This window comes from Pseudoalteromonas sp. 1_2015MBL_MicDiv, from assembly GCF_002407505.1.
Taxonomy (GTDB): Bacteria; Pseudomonadota; Gammaproteobacteria; order Enterobacterales; family Alteromonadaceae; genus Pseudoalteromonas; species Pseudoalteromonas fuliginea.
Genome location: NZ_CP012737.1, coordinates 1,924,197 through 1,945,639, shown reverse-complemented (window position 1 = coordinate 1,945,639; position 21,443 = coordinate 1,924,197). Strand labels below are relative to the sequence as shown.

Sequence of the window (21,443 nt, the reverse complement as noted above, 5' to 3'; positions counted from 1 at the left end):
GAATACTATGAATGCTGTTGTTATAGGCGTTATTTTAATGCTCGGGCTATCTCTGGCTCGCGTTAACGTCATTGTTGCCATGATCATAAGCGCGTTAGTTGCAGGTCTTACTGCAGGCTTGGGCATAAAAGAAAGTGTTGATGCGTTTAATTCTGGCCTTTCAGCTGGAGCTGAAATTGCACTAAGTTATGCTATGCTCGGCGCGTTTGCCGTTGCTATTTCTAAGTCGGGTTTAACACGCATTCTCGCTGATAAGCTACTTGCTAAAGTAAATGCAAAAGGCAGCGGTAATGAAACATTTTTAAGTTACTTCATTTTATTAATTATTTTAGGTTGTGCAATTTCTTCGCAAAACTTAGTCCCTGTACACATAGCGTTTATTCCTATTTTGATCCCGCCGTTACTTGTTGTTTTTAATCAGTTAAGATTAGACAGGCGTGCTATAGCGTGTATTTTAACATTTGGATTAGCAACGTCTTACATGGTGCTTCCTTATGGTTTTGGGGGTATTTACTTATATTCGATTTTGCACAAAAACCTAGTTGATAACGGCCTAGACATTGTAAATACCCAAGTCCCTGTGGCGATGATAATTCCTGCATTAGGTATGTTTATTGGATTGCTTATTGCGGTATTTATTACTTACAAAAAACGCCGCGAATACACCGAGCTTCCATTAACAACTGTGAGTAAATCTGCTGAGGTAGAAAACCCTAAAAAAGTAATGATTGTGGGGCTTTTTGCAGTACTTGCCTCACTTCTTGCACAAAACCTAAGTGGCTCAATGATTTTAGGTGGCTTAGTAGGTGTAATGATATTTAGTGTTTTTGGTGTAGTTAAGTGGGAAGAAAACGGCGACGTATTTAGTAAAGGCGTTGCGATGATGGCCATGATTGGCTTTATAATGATATCGGCACAAGGTTTTGCATCGGTTATGCAAGCCACTGGCGATGTAGCAAGCTTAGTACACAGCGCAGCCGCCCTTTTTGATGGTAATAAACCTTTGGCCGCCGGTGTTATTTTGTTAGTCGGGTTATTAATTACAATGGGAATTGGCAGTTCGTTTTCAACAGTGCCTATTATTGCAACTTTGTTTGTTCCTTTATGTTTAGACCTTGGGTTTTCTGTTATGGCTACCGCTGCGCTTGTTGGTACTGCGGGCGCTCTAGGTGATGCAGGCTCCCCTGCTTCAGACTCAACGCTTGGCCCAACATCGGGTTTAAATGCCGATGGCCAGCACGACCACATTAGAGATTCTGTTATTCCAACGTTTATTCACTTTAACATTCCGCTGCTGATATTTGGCTGGATTGCAGCAATGGTACTTTAAAAAGTATTTATGTAAGTTTAATAAATGTAATTAAAAGCTAAATATAACCAAAAAGGTATGTTAAAAGCATACCTTTTTAGTATCCAAACCCAACAACTCTCACCCCTATCAATCCCCCTTGTATTATTACTTTTTAGTTAATACTAACTCTGTTGTTGAGGTTATATTTAATGAACACCTAGTATGATGTGTTCTTTTAAGGGGTTTATATAAGCACCAATTAAGGTGCTTATATAAATTTACTTTAGCGCATATTCAAAGCTTTAAGTTAATCAAAACCATAAATCATTTTGTCGCATACTACCGGAGTCGGTCTGTGGTTATCATCAACTGCTACAAACGTAAAGCTGCCACTAATGGCTGAATGCTTATCGTCTTTGTGCATGGTTTCTAATAATATATCTACGTCAACTTTTAAGCTGGTGTTACCTACATGCACTACTTTAGCTATTAACTCTGCAAAAGTACCTGCTGGTATGGCTTCTTTAAAGTCAACTCTATCAGAAGATATAGTTACCAAAGGCTTACGACAAAAACGAGTCGCTGCTATAAATGCCACTTCATCCATCCACGCCAGTGCATCACCACCAAATAAAGTATTGTGATGATTAGTACGCCCTGGAAACACGGTTTTAGTTACCGATGTGGTTGAGTCTTCAATACGCTGAGCAATTATTGCATCGCGATTTACGTCAGTCATAATCTCTACTTTTTGTTTGCTAATGTATCTTGCATTAGTAATGCAGGATCAAGGCGTTCGCCTTTCCAGTTAAAACGCCAATCTAGGTGAGGACCCGTTACACGCCCTGTTGCACCAATTTCAGCCACTTTGTTACCTTGCTCAATTTTATCACCCACTTTTACATCAAGCTTACTTAAGTGAATGTAAGTTGAGGTAATACCATGGCCATGATCAATAATTAATGTTCCGCCTGAGTAGTATAAATCAGGTTCAGCAAATACCACGGTACCACTAATAGGCGCGTAAACAGGTGAGCCTGTTTTATTCGCAATATCTAAGCCAAAGTGCGGACGACGAGGCTCGCCATTAAAATAGCGCTGACTACCATAAACACCCGATATGCGCCCTTCTGCAGGCTTTAAAACAGGATCTAAAAAGTACAATAAATCAGACTCTACTTCTCTGGCTTTTCGCACAGCAACTGCTTCGCGGCTTATACGCGCACTAACTTCTTTTGGTGGAGATACATATTTTTTAGCTACGCCGGTAATTTTATCAATTTTATATTCGCGCTTAGTGATAGCTATTGGCTGTGAATGCGATTTACCATTGTTATCTACCCATTTTAAAGTATGAGTAGTTTCAGCGTCACGACCAAAACCAAATACAAAGTCACCATTTTGCGAAAGTTTTAAGCTTTTGCCATCTAAGCTTACTGATTTAGCGTTTTCTAGCTTTCCTGTAACTAAACCGCCTTGTGTTAAATGTCCTTTTAACTCAAGCGCCATAGCACTAAAGCTAGCAGAGGCAACAAGCGCTGTTGCTAAAAGTGTTTTAAACATAACTAATCGATCCTTTTCCAACACCTTCATAAGCCGTTACTTTCACTGCTTTTTCTGGGTATTGGGCTTTAATTTGGCCAGCTACATGTTCTGCAATACATTCTACAGTAGTATCTACTGGCAAAATGTCGCAACGAGACTCGCTAATAGCCATTTCAAAATAGCCTTGTGCCGATGTATAAGCAAAACATACGTCACCCGCTTTGGCTGGTATGTGTTTTAAATCAGCTGCATTAATTTGATCTTCACTGGTGGCTAAGTAAATATCTTCCCACTTTTGAGACCATTCTTTTTGCAAGCGCGGCATAGAGATACCATCTAGGCTAATACCAATTTGAGAACGATGCCCATGAATAATACGCTGGCAATTACCGTCATGTTTTTTAAGGCCATGGCTATAATGATAGTAAAAACTTTGGCTGTGTTCAGGCTTAAGAGACAGCTCAATTTTTTCAATGTTATCTGGTAGCTTCGGTAAAATAGTCGCAATTAAAAATTCGGTAACCGATTCAACAGTTACTTCGCCTGCGTTAATCATGCAATAAGCTTGATGAGGAGCGCTCATAGCTAAGTGATTATTTTCACCAAATGTACAGTCGAGTGTTTTATGCTCGTCAAATTCAGATACAGTGCCATTAAGCCCTGTAGGAATTGCTAAACGGTGATCAATACACTCATCTATAATGCCTTTAATTTGCTTTTTAACTAAACCAAAGTCTAAAACCATAGACTCTTCGTTAAGTTTACCGTGCAAAGTTAAATCAACAATCCAGCTCTCGCCAACGGCGCCGCGTTTGTTACATAAGTAAGAAAAATCAATCACAGTTAGTGAGTTAACAAAAAGGATCATAAACTTCCTTTAGACTTGTTATAAGACAGCGTTAATTATAATGATTTCTGATTGTAATTGCGCGGTTTTATAGTGCAAAAACCAATCGCGTTGATTGATTGATGATTTAATATTCAATATTTTGATTTTTTAACTGCTCCGAGTTGTTTAGCGTACAAGTGTACGCTAAAGTACTTGGCAATTTCTAAGCGAAGATAAGTGTTATGGAACCTAAAAATAGCTATACAAAAGAAGAGTTGATCCTGTGTGGTCAAGGTGAAATGTTTGGTGAAGGTAACTGCCGTTTACCAAGTGACAACATGTTAATGATGGATCGCATTACCTCTATTACTGCTGATGGCGGAATTCATGGTAAAGGCGAAATTGTTGCTGAGCTTGATATTGACCCTAGCCTTTGGTTTTTCGATTGTCATTTTAAAGGCGACCCAGTAATGCCAGGTTGTTTAGGCTTAGATGCTATGTGGCAACTAGTTGGTTTTTACTTAGGTTGGTCTGGTGGCCCTGGTCTTGGTCGTGCGCTAGGTGTGGGTGAAGTTAAATTTACTGGCCAAATTTTACCAACTAATAAAAAAGTAACTTACCGCCTTGTAATGAAACGCGTAATTAAACGTAAATTGTTCATGGGTGTTGCAGATGGCACTGTAGAAGTTGATGGCCGAGTAATTTACGAAGCAAAAGATTTAAAAGTGGGCTTGTTCCAAGACACTAGCGCGTTTTAATTTTTAAATGCGTACAAAAAGGCCTCCAACGTGGAGGCCTTTTTGCTTAAATTCGATTATTGATTTTAGGTTTTGTACATGTTGCGGTTTTCAATCGCTTCACGCCAACCTCCTAACCACTCTGATTTGGGATCTACTTGTTGATAAGGGCATAGCTCTTTTGAGCGACCTGCTAAACCTGCTTTAAAACCTTGAGAATGAGCTCTTTCTAAACGATCTCTTTTCTGTCTCTTCATCGGTAATATCCTCACCTTTTTATTTATATATTGTGTAGCATTAGTGAAATCTACATTTAATGAATAGTTAATAAAAATGTAAAATTCAAATCGTAAAAGCAATTAAATTGTTTGACTTTAACTAAGCTGCTGATGCAAAAATGAATTAACATTTAAAAAAGTAAGTGGTCATACAACATTTAATTTGACCGGTTTTATGCTAAATAAAATGCGACTCAATAATCGCTAAAAAGCACTTATGTGCTTTATTTGTGACCGACTAATATTGACTAAGTTCCAAACAAAAATGTAATCGTGACACTTTTATTTCATTAATCTTAAATTAGTAGCCCGCCCCTAACTTGAAGTATTTTTAAACAATTTGAATTTATACTTGATTATTTAAAGTCGACCGGTCTAATATGTGTGCATGAACAAAAATACATCAACACCAATACGCCGTGGTCGCCCACCTAAAATAGCCAGAGAGAACGCCGATACCAAAGCGTTACTTATTCGCACGGGCCTCGAAACATTAACTGAATTTGGCTTTAGCGCCACGGGGCTCGATACTATTTTAAAAAAAGCGGCTGTGCCTAAAGGCTCTTTTTATCATTACTTTAAAAGTAAAGAAGCCTACGGCATTGCTCTAGTTGATGCATACGACAGTTATTTTATTGCCAAGCTTACCCATTACCTACAGCAAGAAGATGTTCCCCCACTTGAACGAATCGTTAATTTTACCCAAAGCGCAATTAAAGGGATGAAAAAATACGATTACAAACGTGGGTGTTTAGTGGGTAACTTAAATCAAGAGCTTAACCATTTAAGTGAAGAGTTTAAAATCAGGTTAATGCAAAGCTACACTGCTTGGCAAAACCAGGTAGAGGTTTGCTTAAATCAAGCTAAACAACAAGGCACAATTGCAAGCCATGTAAATACAAAACTGATGAGTGAGTACTTTTGGATTGGTTGGGAAGGCGCTGTTATGCGCGCCAAGCTCACAAAATCAAATACCCCACTTACTTTATATACAGAAATGTTTTTACGCGCATTATTAACCTAATGCGTTTTTATTTATCAATTAAAAGACGATCGGTCTAAAAGGATATCCCATGAGTAACCCAATTAAAGCCATTGTTATTAATAAAGAAGATAATAACTACAGCGCCTCATTATCGACTATCGAAAGTAGTGATTTACCAAACGAAAACGTCTCTATCGACGTGCTATACAGTACACTTAACTATAAAGATGGTTTAGCAATTACGGGGAAAGGCCCCGTTGTACGCAGTTTTCCTATGGTGCCAGGTATCGATTTAGTGGGTACGGTTACAAATTCCACCAGCGATGAATTTAAAAATGGCGATAACGTAATATTAAATGGCTTTGGTGTAGGCGAAAAACATTGGGGCGGGCTTGCTCAAAAAGCGGCACTTAATAGCGATTGGCTAATCCCCTTGCCTGCAGGTATTTCACCAAAACAAGCGATGCAAATAGGAACTGCGGGTTATACCGCTATGCTAAGTGTTATAGCACTTGAAAAACAAGGGATAACTCCTGAATCTGGCGAAATACTGGTAACAGGTGCCAATGGTGGCGTAGGCAGCTTTGCTATTTATTTATTAAACCAGCTTGGCTACAACGTAACAGCAGCTACGGGTCGATTAGATCAAAGTGAATATTTAAAAGAGTTAGGTGCTAAACATGTAATTGACAGAAACGAGCTTTCAAATCCTGGTAAGCCTTTGCAAAAAGAGCGCTTTACAGCGGCAATAGATTCAGTAGGTAGCCATACACTTGCTAATATTTGTGCATCATTAAAGTATGGGGGTGTAGTAACCGCCTGCGGACTTGCTCAAGGCATGGATTTACCTGCCTCAGTTGCCCCATTTATATTACGTGGTGTGTCACTAATAGGCATTGATAGCGTAATGCGCCCTAAAGCCGACAGAATTGAAGCGTGGGATCGTTTAGCTAAATTAGTAAACGCTGATTATTTAGATAAAATTTCGACAGAAATATCACTAGAACACGCCATTGATAACGCAGAGCTACTTATGCAAGGCAAAATTCGCGGTCGTGTTGTAGTTAATTGTCAAAGTTAAGCTATTTACTCTGTTAAAGCCTCGTTATTAAATTTATAATGCAATTTGTATTTTAATAACGAGGCAACACCTATGAGCAACCAAGAACTTTTCAGTAATAATCCACTGCAAGGCGTTAAATTAGAACAAGTGGTTGAAGAGCTGGTTGAACAATACGGGTGGGAGCTCCTACACGCTTATTTACAACTTAACTGCTTTAAAAACAATCCTGATATAAAGTCAGCGGTTAAATTTTTACGTAAAACACAATGGGCACAAGAAAAAGTAGATAACTTTTACCTTTATCGCCTTAAAAACTTACCTAAGCCTGATGATGTTCAATACGAATTACCGCCACGTGATCGCGTGATCCCAGCTGATCATAAACCGGGGGAGCCGTGTGAACTTAGTTTTGTTGATGCTAAACGTATTATAGAAAAAAAAGCATCAAAGCAACGTGCTCGCGATCGTAAACGACGCTCTAATTCTAGTAACCCTTGGGGTAACTAAACACGCTAATTTAATTTTGTAGAGCTATTTTAAATGGCTCTACAATTCTCTTTTATTAATTTTTATTACATCCACACCATATAGCTAACAAATAGAAATCAATACCCTCGGTTTTTCCAAAAATCTGTTTCAGTACGCTCTGCCTCTAATGCCACCTTAAAAGTTTTATCAGCAATAATTTTCCCATTTAGCTCAATAGTCATACGCCAATCACCCAATTTATTCTCTATTGGCAACCAAAGCGTGTCGCCTAAATAAAAGTTCCAATCACTGTTTTTAACGTATACATCGCCTTCAAAGGGGTCCATTACATCACCTTCACTGTCTGGAATATCTGGATGGTATATACAATAGTGAAGCTTTTCGCCTTTACCCTTTTTAATATTTACGATTAAGCCAAACTCAACATCTACCTCAGCTATTACATTTGTTGTAAATTGCTCTATTTGTGGCAATGCTTTACTTTCGCTGTCCCACTTAGAGTAAATACCGTGACTTTGTAACGTCACTTCAGGTTTTGTTTTAGCCATTAAGGTAACCTTTTATATTAGCTATTTTTGCATTAGTTTAACTTTTTGAAATTTTAAAATAAAACACAATCCAATAAAGTTAAATCTCAACTTAGCTTTAATACTTCGCCTATTTACATCATTGCTAATTTGTCATCATTGTTTACACACTATTTGCACAATTGCTGATTATTGTTTGAGTAACTTAATTGATCAGGTATGCAGCAATGAAACTACACGCAGTTAATATTAAAAACTCAAATCGGGTAAATGCTATAAAGCTAAGCACCTTGGCTCTAGTTGTTTCATCGTTAGTTGCTTGTGGAGGTGGAGAAGGCATAGTTGATACCTCAACAACTACAGATTCATCACCAACCACCTCAGATAACGGTACAGGTACGAGTAGCTCAACCCAAGGCGTGCTTTGTGAATATAGCTACAGTGAATATAACGAGTCAGAATCAGTACAAGCCACCAGCGCTGCAGATTGGTCATGCACAGGAACTACACGCAACTTAGTCGCTAATGGCATACCTGATCACGAAGTAGGTACATTCCCTAATGCCGATAACCCAAATACTATTTCTGAACAATCAGTAAATGAAAGCTACACACTTGAGCCTGTAGAAACAACACAAGCAACCATGCTTGGGGGGCCTCGTGGAATGATAGGCGTTGTACTTAACGGCATTAAAATAGACGCCGGCACAGGCGGAAGTTGCGATGATTCAGGCACCGATTGTGATTTAGGCGACAACAGCGGTAATTGGAATATAGAAGCTTTAAGCCAAGACACGTTTAGTTTTGGAACAGACGACAACAATGCACACGTACAACCCGATGGCACATATCATTATCATGGTATGCCTGAAGGCTTTGTAATACTGCGAGGTGGTAATAGCTCAACTATGACTCTAATAGGCTGGGCAGCAGACGGCTTTCCTATTTATGCACGTTACGGCTATTCAGACTCAAATGATGCAACTTCAGCGCTAACCGTAATGACCGGTAGCTACCAACACATAACATCTGTAAGCGCAAACCGCCCTTCTACCGATATATACCCATTAGGTACATTTGCACAAGATTGGGAATACGTAGCAGGCTCTGGTGATTTAGATGAATGTAATGGCCGCGTTGGCGTAACACCTGAGTTTCCTGATGGGATATACCACTACTACGCAACAGACACTTACCCGTTTTTTCAACGCTGCGTTAAAGGCGAAGTTTAGTTAGGAGTAAGCTATGCCTTACATAAAAAAATGTCTATTAAGTATGGTTACGTTAGGTTTATTGAGCACACCAACCTTAGCAAACGCGCATTTAATGGTTGCAGAACACGGAACATTAAACTTTGTAGATAATAACGTGTTTATTGTGCTTTCAATCCCTATGTCAGCTTTTAAAGGGGTTGATGAAAACAAGGATGGCAAAGTGTCAATAATTGAGTTTAACGCTCATAAAAAGCTAATAACTAAACGAGTTAAAAAGAACGTTTATTTAGCGGATCATCAGTATAAATTTACTATTGACGGACTTTTGCTAAACCCAGAAGCGTCGCATAAACATAAAAGCGACAATATAGACCAAGTAACCATTACTGGGCGCTACTCTTTGCCAAGTAAACTAACCAAAGTTAACTTTAACGTTAAGCTATTTAGTAACAATGAGCACAAGCAGCATTATCAAATTACAGCGACTAATAAAACGCAAAAGCTAACTCATCAATTTGAGCTATCACCAACGTGGCCCTTTAGTAAGGTGTTTAATAATTAGTAATACTTACCTAAATAATTAAGTGGCAAAGAGTACAAGTTAAACCAATTTGTGCTCTTTTTTATCTTTGTCTTCTTATTTAACACTCTTTAGTGAAGTGTTCTTTCTATAAAGATACAAGCTTGGGGTTTTTAGGAAAGTAATGATCTTGTTTCTGCTCACATAAACTAAACTCACGGGTGTTTTTATATGGGAGCTTCATAAAGCCCGCAACACCCACGTCCGTAATATTTACCGCGTATTGCATAAGTTTATTTAGCAAACGTTTAAACTCAATCTCTTTGCTCGAATCGAGTAAGCGGTAGTAATGGTGAATCTTCATTCTGTCGGGCAGCGCTTCAAAAATAATACACCCAGTATGATGAATTTGGTTAAGCTCAAATACGCATTTAATAACTTTTTTAGGTAGCTGTAGTTGCTCATCAGGATCTTTACCGTCTTCAAAGTATGAATGCGGGCGGGTTATGTCGTTTGCTTTCATGCTTACAACTTCGTATTCAAGCTCTGGTAGGCTATCAAACTTAAATGCACCGGTGCCATCTCGCTCTAACTGGATGGTTTTACGGGCATCAAACAAACAACACTTAAATAACCCTTTTTGATTAATCGCTTGAGCAAGCATTACCGTGTTATTAATCGCATCGCTAAACGCATCACCCAATGATTCGTCATGCATAATTAAAGACGATTCAACAAACATCGACTCATCCTTCCAATGAAAACTAAGCCCACCTACTACAGGGTACTTAGCTAATCGGCTTATCGATGCCAAAAATGCTTTTTCGGTATCGCCTGTATCAAACAAAAACTCTTTATAATAGCGGTCAAGTTGCGCGTCGTTTATATCTAGTAATTGCTGGTTATGATCGGCCTGGCGTAAAAACTGTTTTCGTGAACTATATACCACCGTGTCGGGCTGCTCGTCGTTGCCATACCAAAAAGGGATATCTGCTTTTTTTTGTTTTTTATCAAGTTCAGGTAAATACATTTTGGCCATAGTTGTAATGTTACGCATAAAGTAATCACCAGCACCATCGCGTATGGCTTTACTTTTAGAGAGCATACCATCAATGACTTTAGCCAGCTCTTTTGGCAGCCCTAAGCTGCTTGCAGGGATGGCTTGCGCACCAAAGCGACACGACTGCGCCGACGCTAGCGCATACAACGTAGCGGCTACACCTTGTTCGTCAAATCGTGGGGATGATTGCTCCCCCGACATTTGCGCTTCACCAATAAAATATACATCGCCCATACGAGCATTCGTTGTGCTTAAATCACCCGACATTAAATCCATAAAGTTACTGGCAACAGGGTTACCATCACTATCGAGCTGTGCATACACAGAGCTGCCCCAATCCACTAACGACAGCGCATCAGTGTTTGCATCCCAAACAAGGTTTGAAGGTTTTATATCGCCATGCACTATAGGTTGTGGGCTAACGCCATTTTTGTGGCTACGTAAATCAATTAATACATTACGTAATCTAACAGCTAACGCCATTATTTGCGCGGCACTAAAGCGCCCTGTTTTAAGCGATACTTTTTCAAGGTCCTCTCCAATGGCACGCGCCATCATTAAAATCCCTTGTTTTTTAATTCGCTCAAACGCATAAAAGGTAGGCACTAAGGGGTTATTAATTTGCGAAAGCATATACGCTTCGTCTTCTAGGCGGTCGCGTACACTTTGGGCAAGTGTAATACGCGAAAACTTAAATACCCAAGGTAAGCCGTTATCGTCATCACCTGCAAACACAAAACCAAAAGCACCCGAGCCAATCATTTCAACGTTTTTGTAGCCCAGCAGTGTTAGCTGCTTAATACAAATATTAAGCCACTGGCGGTGTTTTTTAGCATCGCGGTGCGAAAGCAAATAAACAGATTGCTCTTCGTTGATATAAAAATTGCGGATTTCTTTGGCTTTCAATACAGGTACTCAAATTTATAAAACTAACTAGGGCGTGTTGATCTTTGTGGATTGAAATTTGTTCAATCTAGGGGCGATTAAATCGCGGCGCGAGGTTTGTAACCTAGTGGGCTAAGTAAAAACCGAGCAACAAAGAGTTAATCGTCCCTAGAAAGAACCCAAAGGGCAGCGCATGTTTGGTCTTTATGCTGCGTTATCGCCTATTCATGGGGAATAACCACACTACATAGGCTCCGCCTTGCCTAAAAACCAAACATACTGCTGCAAATTCACCCACCAAAGATCAACACGCCCTAATTATTAGTTTTATGTAATGAAATTACAATAGGTTAAATAAGAGTTTTGAAATCGTTGAATAAAACAGCGCTAAAGTAGCGCCATAGCAGTAAATTTAAGTGTAAACGTTAAAGCTCAAAGTAAGCTTTTTACAATGCACTGTATATAAACACAGTCCATTGCTTTTTGCTAACTTTCTATAACACGAAGCTGCTTAATAGATGACACAGCTATGTGCGTTTGATAATAATATTTATTAGTGGCTCTACCACGGCTCGTAAAATCGATAGTTACTCGTTTAGCTTCGCCTGTTACTTCTATTGTTTTATCAATAAAAAAGGTGTCTGCTGGTTGTCCGTATTTACTTTGAAGCTCTGCTACCACATTAGGCTGTATTGATACCGTAATTGAACGCGCGATAATCAATTTCGGTATTTAAATATAACCAACGACCCTGAGCTCCCGCCGCTTTAATTTGAAACTGGTAAGTGCCAGCAACACCCTTCGGTGCACTTTGCTCAGTAAAAGCGATAAGGTTCATATTTGCAGCCGTACTTTGGCTCATTTCAATTTTATGGGGAACAGAACTACATGCACTAAGCGTTAGCATACTTAGTAAGGCTAGATATTTCAAGACACAATTAGTTAGCAGGTATTAAGGCGCATTGCGCTGAGAAGGATCTGTTTTAAAGCTTTTTAGCAAACTTTGTGGGTCAACCACCTCGGTATGCTCTTTAGCAGCCTGCGCCCACCATATTAGTTGGCCAAACGTGCGTGAGAAATAATTAAACCACGATGATTGACTCTCTCCTGCAACAGGTTTGCCATCCTCACTAAACACATCTTGCGCTTTTGGCACGTGGATCATCGCCGATACCGGCAAACAGCCAAGTTCAGATAAAAACGTGCGCATGCTAATGGCCGCTCTTACGCCACCCCACTGCCCTGCTGAGTAAGTTACTATTGCACTTGGTTTATACGAAAATAGTGAGCTACCAAAATGATTAAGTAAGTCAGCGAGAGCTGGACTCATGCTGTGATTGTACTCAGGGCTAATCATTATATATCCATCTGCGGCTTTAATTTTATCAGCTAATAGAGTGAGCTCTGTAGGTGCATTACTTTTAGCGTATGCAAAGTATGGTTTAAATACGTTTTCGCTAGGAAAGTCCAACGCATCAATTAGCTCAAACTCATGACTGCCAAAATGCTCTGTTAAGCATTCTATACAAGTCCTAGAAACCCTTAAGCCTAAGCGAGCTGGTTCTGGTGGAGTGCTATCGCGTACTGTGCCTAAAAATACTAAAAACTTCATATGTAATTCTCAACTTTTTTAAACGATAGCTAAACACTAACATTTTTTAGTTATTGTGTATTACACATACGCATTGTTTATTGATTCAAAGCATAATAATAATTAAATTTAAAACTGAGCTTTAGTAACCGATCTTTGTGGATTAAAACTAGCTAGTGAGTCAAGTAAGCCATAAGGGTAATCAGTGCAACATAAAAACCAAAACCGAGTAGGAAGGTTAAGTCGACTCTTCTAGCTTTACTCGCTTTATAAGATGCAAAATCTTTAAACTCGCTTTTATACAGCCCAAACGTAACCACTTTTAATAACAGCCAACCGGTCGAGTAAAATAAAAAGCTCAAGCCAGTATCAACTATTAGCCAAATAAAAATCTCAAATGCAATACTCATTAACTATGTCCATTAGTTTGTAATAGAAAAACTATATCAGCTATGTGTTTAAAATACAGCCGGATTAGTTAATTAAGGTGTAACAGTAAATTTCGTTAAACCTATTAACTGTCCTGATTCGGTGACTACTTTTACCTGCCACTTACCAACAGAGTCGCTAGGAAAATTTACCTTGTGGGTCCATGCTCTGTAACCAAGCTCTCTCCCGCCGTTTATATTTAACGTGATCCGATCAACTTCTTCTTTATTATGAAGCCACACATGAAATATTTTTTCATTTAAGCCTCTTGGTGCTTTAACAGCAGTCCAACTATATAAACCTTGATGATGCAGTGTATAAGAGTCTAACTGTTTGATACTCCCTACTGGCTTTTTATGCTGTAAATCAACTTCATGAGCTAACGTAATATCGGTTAATCGCAGCGCTGCAGGAGGCACATAGCTTCTTAATTGCCACACAGCAGTGCTCAAAGCACATAAAATAAATACAAGAATAGGAAAACGCCACCAGCGTGCATTAGGCATTAAATTGTTTAAACTCGGAAGAGTAACCACTACAGCCGTTACAAGGGCTGCAGCTAAGCTTTGGCTTGTTGTAAGATTTAACAAAATAGGTAAGGTAACAAGTAAAACAACAAATAAAGCAAAGTTATGAAACACACTAAATAGCGTACGGTTTTTAGCAAGCTTCTTATAATAAAAGGGGTCGATTACCGATATAACCGCACATAACACAATGAGGGAGGTAAAAAATGCTTGAGGATGATCCCACTGCGTAACCGCTAAAAAAAACGGCAAAGCAAAAAATAGACTTTCTTGTTGCACCATTTGTAGCGCAAAACGCATTACATTAGGAGATACAGACACACCAAATTTTTCTTCTACTTTGTCACGTAACCAATTATCAATAATTAGCCACAACCAACTAATAAGTAAAAATATCGCAATAACTTGCGAAAAAGACTCTTTTCTATCTACAAGTGCAAAGCTGGCAACGCCCGACAAAAACGCCAATACAGCCAATAATCCAGGCCGCTTTTGCATCGCGCTTATAAATTTAGCGATTATATTTTTACAGTAATCCATGTATGAGAGTTTCCGTACGGGTACGTACTTTATTATTTTTATTCAGAGTATGATTAGTTTAACTAAGTTTAAATGAACAACAGATAGACGGATGGATTTAAACGCGCCATTTAACAGTACATCAAACTAACCATTTTTAATTAAATAAAAGCCCAGCATAGCGCGTCATTGGTACGTTTATTAATTTTTGTAACGCGTGAGCCTTAGCAAGTAATTCATCCTCACTAAGTACAGGCATTGTATTGTTAAAAGCAAAAACAATTTTATTGCCGCCTTCAATAATAAAACTAAGAATCTTTCCTGCAAATTCTTTCTCAAGAAGTTGATCGAACGCTTCTCTTTGCCCAACTTTGGTATGGCAAATATTAAGTACTAAAACCCCATCAAAAGTGAGCGCATTTTTACAATCGCGTAAGTAGGATGATTGCACTTGATCTGACTCCATACCTTCTGAGCTATATAAATCAGAAAAAATAACATCCGTTTTTATCTGCGTTTTTTTCATGTAGTTTGCCGCATCATCAATATGAATAAACAAACGTTCTGACACAGGCAGTTCAAAATATTTTATAGCCATATCAGCCACGGCTTTACGGTATTCAACGGTATGTATGGTCAGTGCAGGAAACGCATGATAAAGACTTTTTGCTATAGAGCCCGCCCCAAGTCCCATTATCATCACGGTTTTTAAATTGGGTATAAAAAAAAGCGCAGCCATCATAGCTTGCGTATAAGCTAAGCTTAACCCATTAATATTATTTAACTTAATACAGCTTTGATAAATTTTTCCGTCAAAGCTGAGAATTAGATTCTTTTTTGTTTGATATACATAAACAGGGCCATGCTCATCAATAGTTGATGCAATACAAGTGCCTTTGATATCCACGAATACTCAATAGGTGAGGTGATGAAAAACGAGTATAACTTAGTTAACGTACTACCATTGCTACTAATATGGCTAATAACGCTTTTATTAATTTACAAGCATTTATATCCGTACTCAAAAAAGTCGGTTTATCATTTAGGTTAGATGAGCTGAAGTATCTGCTTTTATAGCTAATTAAAACTTATCCAGTGATGACTCTTAGTAAAAACAACGACTTAACATACTGAAATTTGGCTAATGTACTGTTATAGCTATAAAAAACCCCTTTGAATATTCCTCATGTTCAACATGAATAAAGTGCACACCACCACCAAAGAAGTCTAAACGGCTAAACACCCATCCGTTATTTTTACTGATTTGTGCCTTTTTTTCGTCAACTGCTACGTAATCAAATCTAACAATAATGATTAATGAATATGACTCATGTTTTATGTGAAATTAAACCGTTTTTCTTCATATACCAATCAACGTATAAATTACTCATCCCTTAGCGCTAAACACTATTACTAAAAACTTAAAGCCGCTGAATAACAAACCAGCACACTAAGTTAAAAGGTTAATAAAGCGCAAAGCATCAATCAGGTTTAAATTATAAAATTGGATATAAACACGATGAAAAAAGATTTTACATTTAATATTAAGAGCGTTTCACTCGACGAAAATTATCATCCATCAACTAATACGCGTATCACAACCAACTTTGCTAATTTAGCCAGAGGTGAATACCGCAAAGCAAACTTGCGTAACGCCTTAAACATGATTAACAACCGTTTTAATGCCCTAGCCCATTGGGATAACACCAAAGGTGAGCGTTATGCTGTTGAGCTTGAAATTATCTCTGTTGAGATAGGTATTGAAGATGGCGGCGAAAGCTTCCCCTCTATCGAAATATTAAAAACAAATATTGTTGATCATAAAACAAATAAACGCATTGAAGGTATTGTAGGAAACAACTTTTCATCGTATGTGCGCGACTACGACTTTAGCGTACTTCTACAAGAGCACAATAAAGGCAAGCCTCAATTTAGCATTCCTGATGACTTTGGGGTTTTACATGGGAAGCTATTTCAGTCATTCGTAAATTCGGATACATACAAACAAAACTTTAAAAAACCACCGGTTATATGCCTAAGTGTGTCAGATAACAAAACCTACAACCGCACTGAAAACCAACACCCGGTACTTGGCGTTGAATACGAGCCAAATGAATCGTCTTTAACTGAGCAATACTTCAAAAAAATGGGCTTGCAGGTACGTTACTTTATGCCGCCAAATAGTGCCGCGCCTTTAGCATTGTTTTTCTTTGGTGATTTACTTAATGATTACAGCAATCTTGAGCTTATAAGCACTATTAGTACGATGGAAACGTTTCAAAAAATCTACAGACCAGAGATTTATAATGCCAACGCAACAGCGGGTAAATCATATAAACCAAACTTAAAAAACTTGGATCACTCACTAACGCAAATTGTGTATGACCGAGAAGAGCGCGGCAAGTTAGCAAATGAGCAAGGCAAGTTTGCACAAGAGCATTTTATCAAGCCGTATCAAACAGTTCTTGAGCAATTCTCTACTCGCTATCTGTCATAACAACTAATAGTAACAACCAGTAATAACACGCTTAACGCTACGTTTAATAATTAACTAAAATATACGGCATTATTTATTATGAAAAAATTACTACCTACATCTACCGCTGGCAGTTTACCTAAGCCTTTATGGCTTGCAGAGCCAGAAACACTTTGGTCACCTTGGAAATTACAAGGTGATGAATTAACCCAAGGAAAACACGACGCCCTACGTTTGTCATTATTTGACCAGCAACAAGCAGGTATTGATATTGTTAGCGATGGTGAGCAAACAAGGCAGCATTTTGTAACTACATTTATAGAGCACCTAAATGGCGTTGACTTTGAAAAACGTAAAACAGTAAAAATTCGTGACCGATACGACGCAAGTGTACCTACAGTGGTTGGCCCTGTTAGCCGTCAAAAGTCTGTGTTTGTTGAAGACGCTAAATTTTTACGCAAGCAAACCAAGCAACCAATAAAATGGGCATTGCCAGGCCCAATGACAATGATTGACACGCTTTACGACGATCATTATAAAAGCCGCGAAAAACTAGCATGGGAATTTGCCATAATTCTCAACCAAGAAGCAAAAGAATTAGAAGCCGCCGGCGTTGATATCATCCAATTTGACGAGCCCGCGTTTAACGTATTTTTTGATGAAGTGAACGACTGGGGAATTGCCTGTTTAGAGCGAGCAATTGAAGGTATTAAATGCGAAACCGCCGTGCATATTTGCTATGGCTACGGCATTAAAGCCAATACAGATTGGAAAAAAACACTAGGATCTGAATGGCGACAGTACGAAGAAGCATTCCCTAAGCTTCAGCAATCTAATATCGATATTATCTCACTAGAGTGCCATAACTCGCATGTACCAATGGATTTACTAGAACTCATTCGCGGTAAAAAAGTAATGGTAGGCGCAATTGATGTAGCAAATCACACTATCGAAACGCCAGAAGAAGTAGCTAATACGCTACGTAAAGCACTGCAATTTGTAGATGCCGACAAACTCTACCCGTGTACCAACTGCGGCATGGCTCCACTACCTCACCATATAGCCAGAGGTAAACTAAATGCCTTGAGCGCTGGGGCTGAAATTATAAGAAAAGAATTATTAGAAAAGAACTAGAAAAGTAGCTTTGAAATACAAATTGTAAACAATAACAGCTGTCGCACCATGCCATAGTTAAATCCATAAACATGGTGCGTTAGATAAAATTTAAAGCACAAAGTTTAGGTTAGTTATTTAATTTCTTTATTAAAAAGCTCCAACCTATTTTTTGAAAAATCGATAACTGCTTGGTATTGAGTAAAAAAGGGAGAGCCTAACAAGCCATGTACTCCCTTTTCACCACCCGCTACCTGAACATGGTCCAGATTAAGTGACACAAAGCCAGGACTTTCAAACAAGGCATTTCCAAACTCAATTGAATCAACGTCTATATCTCCCATAGCGTGATCCGAAGTGCCTAAGCCTGCCGCATTCTCAATATTGAGTTTTTCTTCAATGCCTAACTCACTTAGGCATCCCCTGTCTAAAACAGATGTTCCAGCGCCAGTATCTAAAATAAAACGTAACAATTTACCGTTAATTTTAGCTTCAACAATTTGGTGGCCTGTTTCTGATATTTCAAACTCAATTACAGTTTTGCCTTCAGATAAATTCATATACGTTCCTTGTTAGATTGTATTTAGGTGTTGGAAAACGAATACACCCTACGATGAATCGACGTATTTAGCGGCTTTACAGCGCCACTATTAAAATTTGCAATTAATAGCTAAATTTTACTAGTCGTCCACCTCAGAGCGTGTTGTTATATGTACATTAATTCAAGTCTATTTCAGGGTGTTCTTTAATCCCGTACATTTTTTCCATTATTTTTAAGTAAAAATCTAAAGAGGGCATATTCATTTCTTCACGCCGTTTATCTACATTAGTTTCATCTTCTATAGGGCTAAACACAACTTTACTTTCACTCACGTCAGCTTGAGTACCATAGATTTGTTTCTTTCCTTGTGCAATAAGAGCTCTATCAGTTAAAAGAGCGACTTGTTGTCCGCTAACACCTTCGCCATTCAAATATGATTGCTTTAAATAAGGAAGCATTTTTACTTTAAATGCAACATCAGGTGAATGCTGAATGACTAAAAATGCTGCTTCAACTCCTTTAACTCCGACTAAATCCTTTGTTACCCAATGATGCTTTTTAATGATAGCTTTAAGTTTTCCTGTATTACTCTCATCTATTTTCATCATTTGTTCTAGGAGTGCTTTAGGTGGGTTTTGCCACCCAGCTTCTCCTATTTTATTTCGAATATGTTGATCTTCAATTTCCATTTCAATTAGTTCTTTTTGCAGAGGAAGGTTAATTTCGGCAAAAGAATAAAAAGGTATAATCAACAGTAAAAATAGATAACGCATCAACTGAACTCTCCTTGTACATATAACGCCCCGATATGGGCCGAAAAATGCGTGGCTATAATTAGCGAGGTACGAGCGCAGCCATGCTTTTTGCGTCCTTACCATTATTGGCTTGCTAGGTACACTTTGCACCTAGCCAAAATATAAACTAAATAGTGGTAAACCAAAAATATAAGTTATACCAACCCCCGTTAATGAAATACCAAAACTAACAAACCAAACTAACGCTGAACCGCGAATAAATGATGAGTCAGTACTTTCTAATTGCCGTTTGGCCCAAGCGTTATAGTAGTGAAATACAAAGAACCCACCAAACGACAATGTAATACCAAGGATTACATAAAGCCAAAGATCAAAAGTAGTTAATTCAATCACAAATATTTTTGCCTACATCAATAGATTTCATGTGTACCTAACGAGCCTGTAGATTAACTCGTTTCTATTTGTTTTTATTGATAAACAAACCATAGCTGAGTTCCTATTTTGGTTCAATTGATTACTGTATTTTTACGCAAAATATAGAAGTGTTTGATATTGTTTTAATTGACGTTTTAGAAGGAAATACGGGTGTTTGAGTGGCTTTTATTTAGGGTAAAAACGCTTATCCTTCTCAATGCATCGTGTTTGCAGCTTTTCTATATTATGAACAAGGCAATTCAGTTACCACAAAATAAAGTAAAGACATTCACTTTCGCTTAACCCCGTAAGGTCAGTTTATTCATGCCTTTATTCACTGTAATGTTCCGCTTTTTATTTAAAAGAAAGCTGGTATAATACAGCCGAGTCGTTTGCCATTCTTTAATAAACCACTATCGTAGCCCGATTGGGCTGTCTATTTTTACTTTCACTTTGTCTACATAGCTCAGTTTTTACGTGATTCATTATTTATAACAATACACCCATCACACTGTTTTTACTGGCTTTTTTCGTAAAAATTAGTATGGGCACCATCCTAATTTCCTAATTATTTTTATCCGCTATGGGGTCAAATTGTGACCGTTATAAATGCGATGATAACATACAAAATACGCATACCGAACGCAGTGGGAGGAAGGAATGGATACACTGGCGATACTCATGCAATAAATTTTAAGGCAAACATTTGTGGAATGGAATGGATTATCTGTGCGTTATTCATTTTGGGCAAAAGCATCGTTACTTGGCCACGATAGTTGGCAGCAAGAAGCCAAAGGAAAACCTCATAATACAATCATCAGATCATTAGCATTTAAGTGGATACGAATCCTATTTAGGTGCTGGAAAACACATACGCCCTATGATGAATCAACTTACTTAACTGCATTGAAAAGTAAGGGATCACCGCTGTTAAAATTTGCGGTGGAAAGTGAGCTTTAGCGCTTGCTGTCCACCTCAGGGCGTGTTGTTATGTGCCTTTATAGCCTAACCTTTTTAAAATACGATTTAAGAAGACTTTACAGCTTTTAGAAAACAATTTATTGCTACCTAACAACCTTAATAATATAGGGCTTATATAGTAATAAGATTTGACAAATATTCGTCCTAGAATAGATGGATTTAATGTATTATCTCTCCAGCTTCTTAAAAATGAAACTTCAGAAGAATACGCACCAAATACATATGTTGCTATATAGCAACTAGGTACTGATATGCTTGTATATGATCCAATTTGAATATTTTGCACAACCCTGACATTGTCACCTAAAAAAGAAAATACAACATCGTCTTTTGCTCTTAATTCAATATCATCCCAACCTGATTTTGAAAATTGAATATACTCCTCAGAACCATCTGTTAAGTAAACACGAATATCTAACTCACGAGTATTTGATTTTCTATCACCTCGAGATTTTTTTGCTCTTGTTGTGGCATAAAGAAAATGAAAGTCTGTTGAGCACTTCTTACATGTAGTTTTTTGCCTATTTGGACCAATGAAGGAATGAATATCCTGTTTTTCACATTTAGGACAAACTACATTTATATTAAAACTCAAAATCAATCTCCATATTAGTTTGAATCACAATTACTTGGTGGGCACATAACGCCTAATTAACAGGCAAAAAATAGTTGGC

At 38.1% G+C, this 21,443-nt stretch carries 25 protein-coding genes and 2 pseudogenes; 10 read left to right on the top strand and 17 right to left on the bottom strand.

Annotated features, from left to right (window positions below):
* Window positions 1-7: 7 nt before the first annotated feature.
* Window positions 8-1,330, top strand: a complete 1,323-nt coding sequence (locus AOR04_RS08810; protein WP_096793083.1) for a Na+/H+ antiporter family protein — start codon at window positions 8-10, stop codon at window positions 1,328-1,330.
* Between the two features lie 268 nt (window positions 1,331-1,598).
* Here AOR04_RS08810 and AOR04_RS08805 read toward each other — a convergent pair whose 3' ends face one another.
* Genes AOR04_RS08805 through AOR04_RS08795 form a run of 3 tightly spaced genes read right to left on the bottom strand, consistent with a single transcriptional unit; the run spans window position 1,599 to window position 3,704 of the window.
* A complete protein-coding gene (locus AOR04_RS08805) occupies window positions 1,599-2,030 on the bottom strand; it encodes an acyl-CoA thioesterase (protein ID WP_002960891.1) in 432 nt (143 codons plus the stop codon).
* A 5-nt stretch (window positions 2,031-2,035) separates the two neighbouring features.
* On the bottom strand, window positions 2,036-2,854 hold the full coding sequence (locus AOR04_RS08800) for a M23 family metallopeptidase (protein WP_008136440.1): 819 nt from the start codon (window positions 2,852-2,854) through the stop codon (window positions 2,036-2,038).
* The gene (locus AOR04_RS08795) at window positions 2,847-3,704 is read right to left on the bottom strand and encodes a 6-carboxytetrahydropterin synthase (protein ID WP_096793082.1); all 858 of its coding nucleotides are present in this window, start codon (window positions 3,702-3,704) and stop codon (window positions 2,847-2,849) included. The genes AOR04_RS08800 and AOR04_RS08795 overlap by 8 nt, the downstream gene beginning before the upstream one ends.
* Before the next feature lie 203 nt (window positions 3,705-3,907).
* On the opposite strand from AOR04_RS08795, the gene fabA reads away from it, so the two are divergent.
* Window positions 3,908-4,423: a bifunctional 3-hydroxydecanoyl-ACP dehydratase/trans-2-decenoyl-ACP isomerase gene (fabA, locus tag AOR04_RS08790; protein WP_002960896.1), complete on the top strand. Its 516-nt coding sequence runs from the start codon at window positions 3,908-3,910 to the stop codon at window positions 4,421-4,423.
* 65 nt (window positions 4,424-4,488) lie between these two features.
* On the opposite strand, the gene rmf is transcribed toward fabA, so the two are convergent.
* Window positions 4,489-4,659, bottom strand: a complete 171-nt coding sequence (rmf, locus tag AOR04_RS08785; RefSeq protein WP_002960897.1) for a ribosome modulation factor — start codon at window positions 4,657-4,659, stop codon at window positions 4,489-4,491.
* 409 nt (window positions 4,660-5,068) lie between these two features.
* Here rmf and acuR point away from each other — a divergent pair, with 409 nt between their 5' ends.
* The 3 genes from acuR (at window position 5,069) to AOR04_RS08770 (ending at window position 7,235) form a co-directional block, all read left to right on the top strand.
* The gene (acuR, locus tag AOR04_RS08780; protein WP_033029609.1) at window positions 5,069-5,704 is read left to right on the top strand and encodes an acrylate utilization transcriptional regulator AcuR; all 636 of its coding nucleotides are present in this window, start codon (window positions 5,069-5,071) and stop codon (window positions 5,702-5,704) included.
* A gap of 49 nt (window positions 5,705-5,753) precedes the next feature.
* Window positions 5,754-6,746, top strand: a complete 993-nt coding sequence (acuI, locus tag AOR04_RS08775) for an acrylyl-CoA reductase (NADPH) (protein ID WP_096793081.1) — start codon at window positions 5,754-5,756, stop codon at window positions 6,744-6,746.
* Between the two features lie 72 nt (window positions 6,747-6,818).
* A complete protein-coding gene (locus AOR04_RS08770; RefSeq protein ID WP_096793080.1) occupies window positions 6,819-7,235 on the top strand; it encodes a VF530 family DNA-binding protein in 417 nt (138 codons plus the stop codon).
* Between the two features lie 98 nt (window positions 7,236-7,333).
* Here AOR04_RS08770 and AOR04_RS08765 read toward each other — a convergent pair whose 3' ends face one another.
* On the bottom strand, window positions 7,334-7,765 hold the full coding sequence (locus AOR04_RS08765) for a DUF3859 domain-containing protein (protein WP_007377140.1): 432 nt from the start codon (window positions 7,763-7,765) through the stop codon (window positions 7,334-7,336).
* Between the two features lie 206 nt (window positions 7,766-7,971).
* Here AOR04_RS08765 and AOR04_RS08760 point away from each other — a divergent pair, with 206 nt between their 5' ends.
* Entirely contained in the window at window positions 7,972-8,976 is a 1,005-nt protein-coding gene (locus tag AOR04_RS08760; RefSeq protein ID WP_096793079.1) for a YHYH protein, read from the top strand.
* 13 nt (window positions 8,977-8,989) lie between these two features.
* Window positions 8,990-9,520: a hypothetical protein gene (locus AOR04_RS08755; RefSeq protein ID WP_096793078.1), complete on the top strand. Its 531-nt coding sequence runs from the start codon at window positions 8,990-8,992 to the stop codon at window positions 9,518-9,520.
* 106 nt (window positions 9,521-9,626) lie between these two features.
* Here the strand turns inward: AOR04_RS08755 and AOR04_RS08750 are convergent, their stop codons facing one another.
* The 7 genes from AOR04_RS08750 to AOR04_RS08725 all read right to left on the bottom strand — a co-directional run bounded on the left by AOR04_RS08750 (window position 9,627) and on the right by AOR04_RS08725 (window position 15,396).
* The gene (locus AOR04_RS08750; protein ID WP_096793077.1) at window positions 9,627-11,444 is read right to left on the bottom strand and encodes a protein kinase domain-containing protein; all 1,818 of its coding nucleotides are present in this window, start codon (window positions 11,442-11,444) and stop codon (window positions 9,627-9,629) included.
* A 465-nt stretch (window positions 11,445-11,909) separates the two neighbouring features.
* Window positions 11,910-12,104, bottom strand: a complete 195-nt coding sequence (locus AOR04_RS21845) for a hypothetical protein (RefSeq protein ID WP_232525527.1) — start codon at window positions 12,102-12,104, stop codon at window positions 11,910-11,912.
* Window position 12,105: 1 nt separating this feature from the next.
* Window positions 12,106-12,330, bottom strand: coding sequence for a hypothetical protein (locus AOR04_RS21840; RefSeq protein WP_232525526.1), 225 nt, complete (start codon window positions 12,328-12,330; stop codon window positions 12,106-12,108).
* Window positions 12,331-12,375: 45 nt separating this feature from the next.
* A complete protein-coding gene (locus AOR04_RS08740) occupies window positions 12,376-13,035 on the bottom strand; it encodes an NADPH-dependent FMN reductase (RefSeq protein WP_096793076.1) in 660 nt (219 codons plus the stop codon).
* A 152-nt stretch (window positions 13,036-13,187) separates the two neighbouring features.
* A complete protein-coding gene (locus AOR04_RS08735) occupies window positions 13,188-13,424 on the bottom strand; it encodes a hypothetical protein (protein WP_008136419.1) in 237 nt (78 codons plus the stop codon).
* A gap of 72 nt (window positions 13,425-13,496) precedes the next feature.
* On the bottom strand, window positions 13,497-14,510 hold the full coding sequence (locus AOR04_RS08730) for a DUF5924 family protein (RefSeq protein ID WP_096793075.1): 1,014 nt from the start codon (window positions 14,508-14,510) through the stop codon (window positions 13,497-13,499).
* A gap of 136 nt (window positions 14,511-14,646) precedes the next feature.
* Entirely contained in the window at window positions 14,647-15,396 is a 750-nt protein-coding gene (locus AOR04_RS08725) for a spermidine synthase (RefSeq protein ID WP_096793074.1), read from the bottom strand.
* Window positions 15,397-16,008: 612 nt separating this feature from the next.
* Between AOR04_RS08725 and AOR04_RS08720 the strand changes: the two genes are divergently transcribed.
* Both AOR04_RS08720 and AOR04_RS08715 read left to right on the top strand, forming a co-directional pair.
* Window positions 16,009-16,986: a DUF1852 domain-containing protein gene (locus AOR04_RS08720; protein WP_096793073.1), complete on the top strand. Its 978-nt coding sequence runs from the start codon at window positions 16,009-16,011 to the stop codon at window positions 16,984-16,986.
* A gap of 78 nt (window positions 16,987-17,064) precedes the next feature.
* On the top strand, window positions 17,065-18,099 hold the full coding sequence (locus AOR04_RS08715; protein ID WP_096793072.1) for a methionine synthase: 1,035 nt from the start codon (window positions 17,065-17,067) through the stop codon (window positions 18,097-18,099).
* A gap of 113 nt (window positions 18,100-18,212) precedes the next feature.
* On the opposite strand, the gene AOR04_RS08710 is transcribed toward AOR04_RS08715, so the two are convergent.
* The 4 genes and pseudogenes from AOR04_RS08710 to AOR04_RS22135 form a co-directional block, all read right to left on the bottom strand.
* Window positions 18,213-18,638: a retropepsin-like aspartic protease gene (locus tag AOR04_RS08710; RefSeq protein WP_096793071.1), complete on the bottom strand. Its 426-nt coding sequence runs from the start codon at window positions 18,636-18,638 to the stop codon at window positions 18,213-18,215.
* Between the two features lie 157 nt (window positions 18,639-18,795).
* The gene (locus AOR04_RS08700) at window positions 18,796-19,392 is read right to left on the bottom strand and encodes a DUF6624 domain-containing protein (RefSeq protein ID WP_096793070.1); all 597 of its coding nucleotides are present in this window, start codon (window positions 19,390-19,392) and stop codon (window positions 18,796-18,798) included.
* 132 nt (window positions 19,393-19,524) lie between these two features.
* Window positions 19,525-19,767 (bottom strand): hypothetical protein, encoded by a 243-nt coding sequence (locus tag AOR04_RS08695; RefSeq protein ID WP_096793069.1) that lies wholly within the window; start codon window positions 19,765-19,767, stop codon window positions 19,525-19,527.
* A gap of 207 nt (window positions 19,768-19,974) precedes the next feature.
* A pseudogene (locus AOR04_RS22135) lies at window positions 19,975-20,281 on the bottom strand (hypothetical protein); the annotation flags it as partial.
* Between the two features lie 81 nt (window positions 20,282-20,362).
* Here AOR04_RS22135 and AOR04_RS08690 point away from each other — a divergent pair.
* Window positions 20,363-20,748, top strand: a pseudogene (locus tag AOR04_RS08690) (IS110 family transposase); the annotation flags it as partial.
* Window positions 20,749-20,776: 28 nt separating this feature from the next.
* Here AOR04_RS08690 and AOR04_RS08685 read toward each other — a convergent pair.
* The gene (locus AOR04_RS08685) at window positions 20,777-21,364 is read right to left on the bottom strand and encodes a CFI-box-CTERM domain-containing protein (RefSeq protein ID WP_096793068.1); all 588 of its coding nucleotides are present in this window, start codon (window positions 21,362-21,364) and stop codon (window positions 20,777-20,779) included.
* Window positions 21,365-21,443 lie beyond the last annotated feature (79 nt).

Bases quoted from the DNA above. Each gene is read 5' to 3' on its own strand.
- AOR04_RS08810 (WP_096793083.1), top strand. From the start codon at position 8: ATGAATGCTGTTGTTATAGGCGTTATTTTAATGCTCGGGCTATCTCTG.
- AOR04_RS08805 (WP_002960891.1), bottom strand. From the start codon at position 2,030: ATGACTGACGTAAATCGCGATGCAATAATTGCTCAGCGTATTGAAGAC.
- AOR04_RS08800 (WP_008136440.1), bottom strand. From the start codon at position 2,854: ATGTTTAAAACACTTTTAGCAACAGCGCTTGTTGCCTCTGCTAGCTTT.
- AOR04_RS08795 (WP_096793082.1), bottom strand. From the start codon at position 3,704: ATGATCCTTTTTGTTAACTCACTAACTGTGATTGATTTTTCTTACTTA.
- fabA (WP_002960896.1), top strand. From the start codon at position 3,908: ATGGAACCTAAAAATAGCTATACAAAAGAAGAGTTGATCCTGTGTGGT.
- rmf (WP_002960897.1), bottom strand. From the start codon at position 4,659: ATGAAGAGACAGAAAAGAGATCGTTTAGAAAGAGCTCATTCTCAAGGT.
- acuR (WP_033029609.1), top strand. From the start codon at position 5,069: ATGAACAAAAATACATCAACACCAATACGCCGTGGTCGCCCACCTAAA.
- acuI (WP_096793081.1), top strand. From the start codon at position 5,754: ATGAGTAACCCAATTAAAGCCATTGTTATTAATAAAGAAGATAATAAC.
- AOR04_RS08770 (WP_096793080.1), top strand. From the start codon at position 6,819: ATGAGCAACCAAGAACTTTTCAGTAATAATCCACTGCAAGGCGTTAAA.
- AOR04_RS08765 (WP_007377140.1), bottom strand. From the start codon at position 7,765: ATGGCTAAAACAAAACCTGAAGTGACGTTACAAAGTCACGGTATTTAC.
- AOR04_RS08760 (WP_096793079.1), top strand. From the start codon at position 7,972: ATGAAACTACACGCAGTTAATATTAAAAACTCAAATCGGGTAAATGCT.
- AOR04_RS08755 (WP_096793078.1), top strand. From the start codon at position 8,990: ATGCCTTACATAAAAAAATGTCTATTAAGTATGGTTACGTTAGGTTTA.
- AOR04_RS21840 (WP_232525526.1), bottom strand. From the start codon at position 12,330: ATGCTAACGCTTAGTGCATGTAGTTCTGTTCCCCATAAAATTGAAATG.
- AOR04_RS08740 (WP_096793076.1), bottom strand. From the start codon at position 13,035: ATGAAGTTTTTAGTATTTTTAGGCACAGTACGCGATAGCACTCCACCA.
- AOR04_RS08735 (WP_008136419.1), bottom strand. From the start codon at position 13,424: ATGAGTATTGCATTTGAGATTTTTATTTGGCTAATAGTTGATACTGGC.
- AOR04_RS08730 (WP_096793075.1), bottom strand. From the start codon at position 14,510: ATGGATTACTGTAAAAATATAATCGCTAAATTTATAAGCGCGATGCAA.
- AOR04_RS08720 (WP_096793073.1), top strand. From the start codon at position 16,009: ATGAAAAAAGATTTTACATTTAATATTAAGAGCGTTTCACTCGACGAA.
- AOR04_RS08715 (WP_096793072.1), top strand. From the start codon at position 17,065: ATGAAAAAATTACTACCTACATCTACCGCTGGCAGTTTACCTAAGCCT.
- AOR04_RS08710 (WP_096793071.1), bottom strand. From the start codon at position 18,638: ATGAATTTATCTGAAGGCAAAACTGTAATTGAGTTTGAAATATCAGAA.
- AOR04_RS08700 (WP_096793070.1), bottom strand. From the start codon at position 19,392: ATGCGTTATCTATTTTTACTGTTGATTATACCTTTTTATTCTTTTGCC.